Origin of the sequence: Armatimonas sp. (assembly GCF_043757465.1) — a bacterium.
Classification (GTDB): domain Bacteria; phylum Armatimonadota; class Armatimonadia; order Armatimonadales; family Armatimonadaceae; genus Armatimonas.
In genome coordinates, this window is sequence record NZ_JAYVPL010000019.1 from 1 (window position 1) to 8,878 (window position 8,878).

At 57.0% G+C, this 8,878-nt stretch carries 7 protein-coding genes; 4 read left to right on the forward strand and 3 right to left on the reverse strand.

What is annotated here, in order from left to right; genetic code table 11:
- The first annotated feature begins 242 nt into the window (after nt 1-242).
- Genes ACH2ED_RS02610 through ACH2ED_RS02620 form a run of 3 tightly spaced genes read left to right on the forward strand, consistent with a single transcriptional unit; the run spans nt 243 to nt 3,989 of the window.
- Nucleotides 243-2,075 (forward strand): efflux RND transporter periplasmic adaptor subunit, encoded by a 1,833-nt coding sequence (locus ACH2ED_RS02610; RefSeq protein WP_395088646.1) that lies wholly within the window; start codon nt 243-245, stop codon nt 2,073-2,075.
- Complete coding sequence (locus ACH2ED_RS02615) at nt 2,075-3,349, forward strand: ABC transporter permease (RefSeq protein WP_395088647.1); 1,275 nt, start codon at nt 2,075-2,077, stop codon at nt 3,347-3,349. The genes ACH2ED_RS02610 and ACH2ED_RS02615 overlap by 1 nt, the downstream gene beginning before the upstream one ends.
- A gap of 22 nt (nt 3,350-3,371) precedes the next feature.
- On the forward strand, nt 3,372-3,989 hold the full coding sequence (locus tag ACH2ED_RS02620; protein ID WP_395088648.1) for a hypothetical protein: 618 nt from the start codon (nt 3,372-3,374) through the stop codon (nt 3,987-3,989).
- Between the two features lie 28 nt (nt 3,990-4,017).
- Here the strand turns inward: ACH2ED_RS02620 and ACH2ED_RS02625 are convergent, their stop codons facing one another.
- Genes ACH2ED_RS02625 through ACH2ED_RS02635 form a run of 3 tightly spaced genes read right to left on the reverse strand, consistent with a single transcriptional unit; the run spans nt 4,018 to nt 7,558 of the window.
- Nucleotides 4,018-5,013, reverse strand: coding sequence for an ABC transporter permease (locus tag ACH2ED_RS02625; protein ID WP_395088649.1), 996 nt, complete (start codon nt 5,011-5,013; stop codon nt 4,018-4,020).
- The gene (locus ACH2ED_RS02630) at nt 5,010-6,503 is read right to left on the reverse strand and encodes an ABC transporter ATP-binding protein (RefSeq protein ID WP_395088650.1); all 1,494 of its coding nucleotides are present in this window, start codon (nt 6,501-6,503) and stop codon (nt 5,010-5,012) included. The genes ACH2ED_RS02625 and ACH2ED_RS02630 overlap by 4 nt, the downstream gene beginning before the upstream one ends.
- The gene (locus tag ACH2ED_RS02635; RefSeq protein ID WP_395088651.1) at nt 6,500-7,558 is read right to left on the reverse strand and encodes a glycosyltransferase family 4 protein; all 1,059 of its coding nucleotides are present in this window, start codon (nt 7,556-7,558) and stop codon (nt 6,500-6,502) included. Before ACH2ED_RS02635 ends, ACH2ED_RS02630 begins: the two co-directional genes overlap by 4 nt.
- Nucleotides 7,559-8,208: 650 nt before the next feature.
- Between ACH2ED_RS02635 and ACH2ED_RS02640 the strand changes: the two genes are divergently transcribed.
- A complete protein-coding gene (locus ACH2ED_RS02640) occupies nt 8,209-8,700 on the forward strand; it encodes a hypothetical protein (protein WP_395088652.1) in 492 nt (163 codons plus the stop codon).
- The last annotated feature ends 178 nt before the right edge of the window (nt 8,701-8,878 follow it).

Consider the following 8,878-nt stretch of genomic DNA (forward strand, 5'->3'; position numbering starts at 1 on the left):
TAGGAATCTGACTTTACCATCTTGATCTCTTGTACCCCCTTCGCGGAGCCGGAGGGGGTCGGCGAAGCCGGGGGGAGGCAAAAACTGAATAGCCGTGGCACACTCGGGAAAAACACAAGTGACGACTAAGCACAAACCTGGTATTGTGGTAGGGCTATCTAAAGCCTTTTAATCGTTTTTTCATTCGTGCAGGTCATGATGTATTCAGGAATGCTGTATTCCACAAGTGAGGTGAACCCGGAGTGTTAAGGAAGCTGATTTCCATTGTTGTTGCCCTGGCTGTACTGGGCGGAGGCGGCTACTTTCTAAGTAAGCGGCTGGCAGGAGCTAGTGCGGCAGCGCAGAAAACCCAGTACAAGCTGGGCAAGGCGGAGACCGGCAGTGTCAAAAAGACAGTTTCTTCCAGTGGGACGCTTCAGGCATGGAAGGTCGTGGATATCAAAGCACGTGCAGGGGGGGAGCTTACCTACCTGGGCGTTGATATCGGCAGTAAAGTGACTACGGGCCAGCTTCTGGCACGCATTGACCCGCTTGATGTCCAGACGCAGCTTAATTTGGCGAAGGCCGATGAGCGTTCCGCCTTGGCCCGCCGCGACCAGAGCCAGAAGACCTGGCAGCTCCAGGTGGCGCAGAGCAAGATCTCGGTGCGCGATGCCCAGGTGAGTGTTCGCTCCGCGGAGGCGACTCTGAGCGCATCACAGGCAAACCTCGCGGCATCAAAGGCGCGGCTCTTAACGTCTCGTCAGCAGGCCGAGACCCAGCCCGCGCTGACCAACTCCGCCATCGCCAATGCCCAGGCAAGCTACGATCAGGCCAAAGTGCAGCGTGAGCAGCTCGACTCCACAACACAGCAGCTACGTGCCGCCGCTGATGCTGCCTACAAGCAGGCCATTGCCAATCGAGACAATGCCCGCTTATTGCTCGACCGTCAGAAAGCACTTGTCGAGCGAGGCTTCGTCTCCCAGCAGGCCGTGGACAGTGCGCGGGCAAGTCTTGAGGTAGCTGAGGCGACTCTTACCTCCGCTAAGATCAAGCAGGATACCGTCGGTAGTGAGCTACGTGGCTCGCTGGAGTCCGCGGATGCCCGTGTGGCCCAGACCAAGGCAGCCCTCGATCAAGCCCAGGCAGGGATTGCGGATATCTCCAACCGCAAAAACTCCGTTCTGGAGGCAGAAGCGTCGGTCAAGCAGACCGAGGCCGCTGTTAAACAGAGCGAGGCGGCGCTGATGCGTGCCAAAGTGGCGCTGGATCAGGCTCGTACCAATATTGGTACCAACGATGTTCGGCACTACGATGTGGATACCAACAACTCCTCCATTGTGCGGGCGACGGCGAGCCGCACCAATGCGGAGACGACACTTCAGCGCACGGAGATCCGCTCCCCGATGGGTGGTGTCGTGCTTGCCAAGACCGTGGAGCAGGGGACGATTATCGCGTCCGCTATGGGAATTAGCTCCGCAGGCGCCAGCATGATGACAATCGGCGATACCAGCCGGATGTACGTGGATGTCGTGGTGGATGAGACAGATGTCGCCAATGTGGACGAGGGCCAGAAAGTAGATGTCTCTGTTGAGGCGTACCCAGGAACTAGTTTTGAGGGGAAAGTCATTCGTGTTGATCCGCAGGCCGTGGTCAACCAGAACGTCACCAGTGTCCATGTTCGGGTTGAAGTAGATAACTCCACCCCGACGTTCCAGCTTCTCAAGCCGGGCATGAACACCACGTGCCAGTTTGTGGTTAAAGAAGTGAGCAATGTTCTGGTTGTCTCCAACGATGCCATCAAAGACGACGATGACGGCACGAAGTACGTGGAGAAAGCTACGGGTGGCAAGGCCGCCCCGCCCGATGCCACAACCGGCATTCCCGCCGAAGAGGGTACGATGATTGATGTCAAGATCACGAAAGCCAAAGTGGAAGTCGGTACGGTCGGAAACGATACTACGGAGATCACGTCTGGCCTCGTCGAGGGCGATAGTGTGGTGACCCAGACCATCGAGCCGGAGCCACCCAAGGCCGCGGGCGGATCACCCTTTGCCAACAACCGTGGTATGGGTGGCGGCGGAGGACGTCGGTAATGGCAACCGCAACCTCTCCCGCTCCTTCGCGTAAAGAAAGCTCTGGTCTCGGGCGGGGCAATGCGTTTCTGGTGAGCCTCCAGATGGCCCTGACTGGCTTGGGGGCCAACAAGCTCCGCTCCTTTCTGACCATGCTCGGGGTAATTATCGGAGTGGGGGCCGTTATTGTCGCCATCTCCATTGGGGAGGGGAGCAAGGCCGCCGTCGAGGAGAGCATCCAGAAACTAGGGAGCAATGTCCTGACGGTTCTGCCGGGCCAGCAGCGGCGTGGCGGGGTGAGCATGGGCTTTGGCTCCCAGAGCACGATGAAGCTCTCGGATGTGGAGCTTATCAAGCGTTCTTGCCCCTCCGTGGGAGATGCCTATCCCTCGGTGAATAAATCATCCACGATCAAGGCGACTAATAAAAACACGAGTACCACGGTCAATGGCAACGGCCCCTCCTATCCTACGGTGAGTAATCACCCCGTTCAGTACGGACGCTACTTCACCGCCGATGATGTCCGCTCTCAAAAACGCGTCGCGGCTCTGGGCTCGACCACGGCAAAAGACTTGTTTGGAACCGCCTCGTCCGCGCTGAATAAAACCATCCGGATCAATAGTCAGAGCTTCAAAGTGGTGGCGGTCATGAAAGAAAAAGGCGGCATGGGCTTTCGCAACCCCGATGATGCCGTCTATGTGCCCGTTACCACCGCGATGCGCCGCCTTTTTGGGATTGAGAATGTCAATAGCATCACGGTTCAGGCCAAGTCCTTCGGACTGATGAGCCGTGCACAAACCGAGCTGGAGAAAGTGATGCAAAAGCGCCTGGGGACAAGCTCCACGGGCAACAACTTTATTATCTTTAACCAGGCCGATATCGCCGCCACACAAAACGAGCAGCAAGATACGTTCGGAAATCTGATTAAGTATCTGGCGATTGTCTCGCTCGTGGTGGGCGGGATCGGGATCATGAACATCATGCTCGTCTCCGTGACCGAGCGTACTCGCGAGATTGGTATTCGGAAAGCCATTGGCGCACGACGGCTGGATATTCTGACTCAGTTTCTCTTAGAGGCGCTCTTTCTCTCCCTCGTTGGGGGATTGATTGGGGTGGCGATGGGGAAGCTAGGAAGCGATGGGATTGCACAGGCCAATGGCTGGCGTGTTCAAGTTTCCTGGTCCTCTATTAGCCTCGCATTTGGCTTCTCCGCAGTGGTTGGTATTTTCTTTGGTTTCTATCCGGCGCTAAAAGCGTCGAATCTCTCCCCTATCGATGCACTTCGATACGAATAGTTTCTTTGAAAGGTTTCAAATCATGAAAAAATTAGCGTTGCCTCTGGCGGCGGCTTTGTTACTGACGGTCTCAGGCGCGGTGCGTGCTCAAGGAGGCCCTCCCGGCGGCGGTATGGGCGGGGCCGCTCCCTCCCCTGAGATGATGGCGATGTTTAAGAAGTTTGGGGAGTGGCGCGACAAGAATAAGAGCCTCTCCAGTGTCAATCGGACACTCGGTGCGCTGGCGGAGTTCGAAAAAGACCCGAAGACGGCGCTGACAAAAGATCAGGCTAAGAAAATTCTTGCTGTGGTTGGCCCTTGGAAGAGCAAGCCGATCATGACCGATGTCAATGCCAAGGACATGCTCAAGCAAGTGGGTGCGACTTTCACGCCTGCCCAGGCCAAGAAGCTTGCGCAGATCATGAGTGAGCGTGGTGGCTTCGGCGGCGGCGGTGGCGGTGGTATGCGCATGGGCGGCGGTGGCGCTCCGGGTGGCGGCGGTGGTGGCATGGATGTTGCCACGATGAAGAAGCGCTTCGACACGATGATGAAGGGCTACAACCCGCTCAACTTCAAGACCGTTCCCGAGTCTCCGATAAAAGAGCGCTCGATCAAGCCCGTCAAGGACGCGCTTGCTGCACTGGATAAAAAGGCGAAGTAACCTCTCTTTTCCCCAAGCCCCCTGCGCCTCAAGTGCGGGGGGCTTTTTGTTTTTTCCAGACGAAGCGTGCGGAGAGGCCGAGAATCAGTAGCGCCTGTACAACTTGAGCGAGCTGTTTAGGGGTTTCGGTGGCGAAGCTCATCTGATCGGCTCCGGCTCCGAGCGCTCCAAAGAGGAGTGCAGCAGGCAGGACGGCCCAAGGAATACTCCCAGCCAGAAGTGCAACCGCGAGGCCATCGAAGCCGTAGCCGATACCGTAGAAGTCGGCGGGGAAGCGCCGAAAGGGCACGACACCGAGTACCACGACCGCACCCGCTAGCCCGGCCAGCGCCCCCGAGAGCAGAAACGCCCGCAGGGTCACGCGCTCGACGTCTACGCCCGCTGCCTTTGCCGCATACGCATTCTGGCCCACGAGGCGCGTCTCGTAGCCCCAGCTGGTGCGTGCGAGCGCCCAGGCGACGCTTCCGACCGCCAGTAGTCCTAGTAGCAGCCCGACATGCACATCATGGCCCGTGAGCAAGCGGGGAAGCGCGGCAGATACCTCAGCGGTTTGGGGGGCCTGGCCGCTGGTGTCTTTTAGGGGCACGGTTGCCAGCCAGCGCGTGAGGTTGCGGGCGATGTAGTTGAGAAGTATGGCCGTGATGACCTCGTGTGCCCCACGTCTCAGCTTTAGCCACACCGGGAGCCACGCCCAGCAAGCGCCGCCCAGTGCCCCGCACAGCAGCCCCAGTGGCACCGAGAGCACGCCTGGCACCAAGGCACCGACAACGGCTCCGGCAAGTGCTCCGACAGCCATCTGCCCCTCGGCTCCAATATTGAACAATCCAACAGAAAGCCCCACCGCCACTGCGGTCCCCGTGAGCAAGAGCGGCGTCGCCTGCCCGAGTGTCCGTGCCCACGCATCGGGCGTGCCCAAGCTGCCCTCCCACAGGGCCTTGTAGGCTTCGGTAGGACTCTGCCCGATCAGCGCAATCGCCAGTCCACCGAGAAGAAGCGCCGCAAGAAACGCGAGAGCAGCTCTCACAACTCCACTCCGTGTGCTCCCGTCATCAGTGCACCGATGCGCTCCTCGGTGGCTTCTGCGCGATCAACCACGCCGACCAGCTTGCCTTCGAGAAGCACGGCGACGCGATCTGAGAGCGTAAGCACCTCGCTCAAGTCTAGCGACTGAACCAAGACTGCCGCGCCGTTGTCGGCGGCCTCGCGCAGGCGCTCATGGACAAAGGCAGTGGCGGCAAAATCGAGCCCACGCGTGGGCTGAGAGGCGACAATAACCCTGGGATTTTTCGAGAGTTCTCTTGCCAAAACGAGCTTCTGCTGGTTGCCACCCGAGAGCGAGTGCATCGGGGCGCTGGGCTGCTCTGCGCCCCGCACATCAAAAGTGGCGACGCACTCGGCCAGAAACTCTCGCAGGGCATTTTTTTTCATCACACCACCCACTCCCCGAAAGCTCGTTTCACGGTGCCGACCGAGCACGATGTTCTCGGCGAGCGAGAAGCTCTGCACGACCCCATGGCGGTGGCGATCCTCAGGGATAAAGCCAATAGCCGCTTCTTTACCACCACGCTCAATCGTCCCGCTCTCAGGCTGACGTAGCCCCACAATCACCTCGATAAGCTCCGTCTGCCCGGAACCGTCCACTCCCGCAACTCCCATAATCTCTCCTGGCGCGACGCTAAGTGTGAGGTTCTCCAGTGCCACGACGCCCCGGTCGTTACGGACGGTGAGATTATGGAGCGTGAGGCCCGCTCCCTCGCTTGCCCGCTCCCCGCTCCGCTGCCCCTCTTCCCGTGAGCTTCCCACCATTGCCACGGCTAGCTCCTGCGTCGTCGTCTCGCTTGTCTTTGCCGTCAGAATGTGCTTGCCGCGCCGCAGAACGGTCACGGAATCAGCGTGAGCCATCACTTCACTGAGCTTATGGGTAATAAAGACCACGGTCACACCAAGAGCCGTGAGGCGGCGTGTGGCGGCCCAGAGATCGCGTGTCTCGGGAGGGGCGAGCGTGGCGGTGGGCTCATCGAGGATCAGCACGCGGGCTTTGCGGTAGAGCGCCTTGAGAATCTCAACCCGCTGCTGCGCTGCCACTGAGAGCTCCTCCACACGGGCACGGGGATCCACTGCCAGTCCACTCTCCTCGGCGAGGCGCTGGATCTGTGCATGTGCCTCGGGGAGATTGATTTGCATGCCGTGACATGGCTCACTGCCAAGAATTATATTTTCCGTGACTGTAAACGGCGCAATCAGCTCAAAGTGCTGCTGCACCATCCCAATTCCTGCGTTAATGGCGGCCCGTGGGGAGGAGAAGCGCGTGGCGCTGCCCTCCAGTCGTAGCTCACCCGAGTCGGGTTGGAGTAGTCCAAAGAGCACGCGCATCAAAGTGGACTTACCCGCGCCATTCTCCCCGATAACCGCAATCCGCTCACCTGGCGGAAGCGCCAAGGAGATGTCCTCGAGTGCCGTTACCGCGCCAAAACGAACCGTGATGTTGGCGAGCTGGATCGAAGGAGCTGTCACGCGTTTAGTATAGCACGGTAGGCTGCCAGCACGATCTGGGCATGCGCCTGCCAGGTGTAGGACGGTGTGGTCTGGTAGCGTGCCTCGGTAAGCGCCACAGCCAGCGCTGCGGGGTCGTGTGGATCTGCAAAGGTGGCGGACTGCCCCAGGACTTCACGGAGCACAGGAATGTCGGCCGCAACCACGGGGCAGCCCTGAGCCAGCGCCTCCAGGGGAGGGTAGCCGAAGCCTTCATAGAGCGAAGGAAAGCAGTAGACACTTGCTTCTGCATAGGCGGCACGCAGCTCGGTATCGGTCAAGTGACCCAGTGGGAGTGCGTTGGAGGGCAAGATAAGGCGTTTTTTTCGCCCACTTGCAAAAGTTTTTCCAACCAGAGCAAGTTTTTTTTCCGGATGGTATTTCATGGCTGCAATCAGTATCTCCAGGTTCTTATGGGGCTCGCTTGTTCCCACCGCCAGCACAAACGGATCCGCGATGCGCTTGCGCAAAGCGGAGCGTTCGGCGGGTGTGGCGGGAAGGCTCCAGAACGTGTCCAAACCTGGATAGGCCACGGTGAGCTTCGTTGCCTGGACACCCGGCACTAATGCCAGAATTTCGCGTTTTGTAAACTCCGACATGGGCAACACCCGCGTGGCATTTCGGAGGGAACGGGGAATCGCCCAGCGCAAAAATGCCGCCCGGAGAGGGGAGAAGCTCCTCGGCCAACGCAAAATTCGCAAGTCAGGGACAGTTAAGATGCTCGGGGTGGGCACCGAAAACGGCAGGTAACCAAAGGGAGAATGAAAAAGATCAAAAGGGGCGGTTTTGTGCAAGCGCCTGAGAAAAGCCGTCTCGCGCAGGAGCCTGCCCAGCGGGTGGCCAGCGCCCCCGCCGGAGTGTACGGTGAGAGGAACAGGGATCAACGGAGGCGGTAAATCGTCCCAGCCAGGTGGAACCAGGCAGCGAATCTCCAGCCCACTCGTGTGGGCTGCTAGCGCCTGAAGCAGGCCAATTAAGTAGCGTGTGATGCCTGTATTTTCTGCCAGAACAAACGGACAATGAAGGAGAACACGCATTATCGCATCCTATCATGCAGAACATGCTTGACTCTGGAAAGGCCTTGGCTTTAGCCTATAGAGCGCAGAAAGTCAAGTAACTTCTGTGTTATACTGATTCTGCTGTCGCTTGTGATCGGATTAATTATTGCGCTTCGAGCGCGTTGGCTTTTATGATCTGTGGCTCAGTAAGGGGGAAGGTGACAGGCCGTTATAGGCGTTGGCCTTCGTGGTCGTTGAGATAAGTGGCTAACCTTCCTCCGCTCCCTCTACGAAACTCGCTGAAGAGATCTTAGCAGCGGAACTTCTGTTTGTGACCGATAATTCCACTTTCAGGACACAACACCCTTCCGGGCTTCAGCCCGTCTCCTTGCCTACCGTGTCCGCCCTGGGCGAGTGTGACAGGGCTGCACACGAACCAATGAAGGCAAGCGACACAAAACCACTCTGCTAAAATTCCTGAATATCTTGCAAGAGCGCCGTAGAGACAGCCTAGCGCAACGCTACGCAGGTATTAAGCCGATGAACTTAAGTCTACGGAGTGACATTCAGACAATGAAACCATTAACAGGCCATTTAAAGACGCTGCAAAGGCAAGATAAAAGCAATATGAAGGCAGTTATTATGCAATAATAGGTTTAATAACGTGACATTTAGGGTATAAACCATTTGTGCGCATCGCGCTGCTGGCATTTGTTGCTACACTCCAAGATTTGTTGAGTCAAACAAAAGACCGTAGAATGGGTTATCACACGACATTCTGGAGGCCCTGCTTGACTCTGATTGATTTTATCACTGAACTGTTCTGCCGAGTAGATGATGATATGAAAGATGTCTGGAAAGACCCTCGAAGTCATCTTTGGCCCAGCGAACTGGTTTCTATTGGTGTTCTTTATGTCCTTAAAGCGCAAAGTCAAAGCCGCTTTTATCGGTGGCTTAGTAGTAATTATTTGCATCTATTTCCAAGATTACCAGAACGAAGTCGCCTTTTTCGTCTTCTGCGCATCTATCAACATTGGGCAGATCGTTTTCTTGCGAATCCAGGTATGATGTTAATAAGTGATAGTTTAGGAATTGAATTGATTCAACCTCGTCGTCAAGGACGTAGTGAACAACAAGTTGGAGAGAAAGGTGTTTCTAACCATTTGTGCGCATCTCGCTGATGATTGTAAATGCTACTCATTGACTATCATACAGATACAGAAACAACTCTCTGTCGGGCTCGCTCCGCTCGTTCGGGAGAGACTTTCTTAGGGCCTCCCGCTATGAGTTGGCATTTTTTTGTCATACTGTCGCTATTTGGTTAAGAAAGAGGTATCTAATGACGTTACTTGCAGAAAT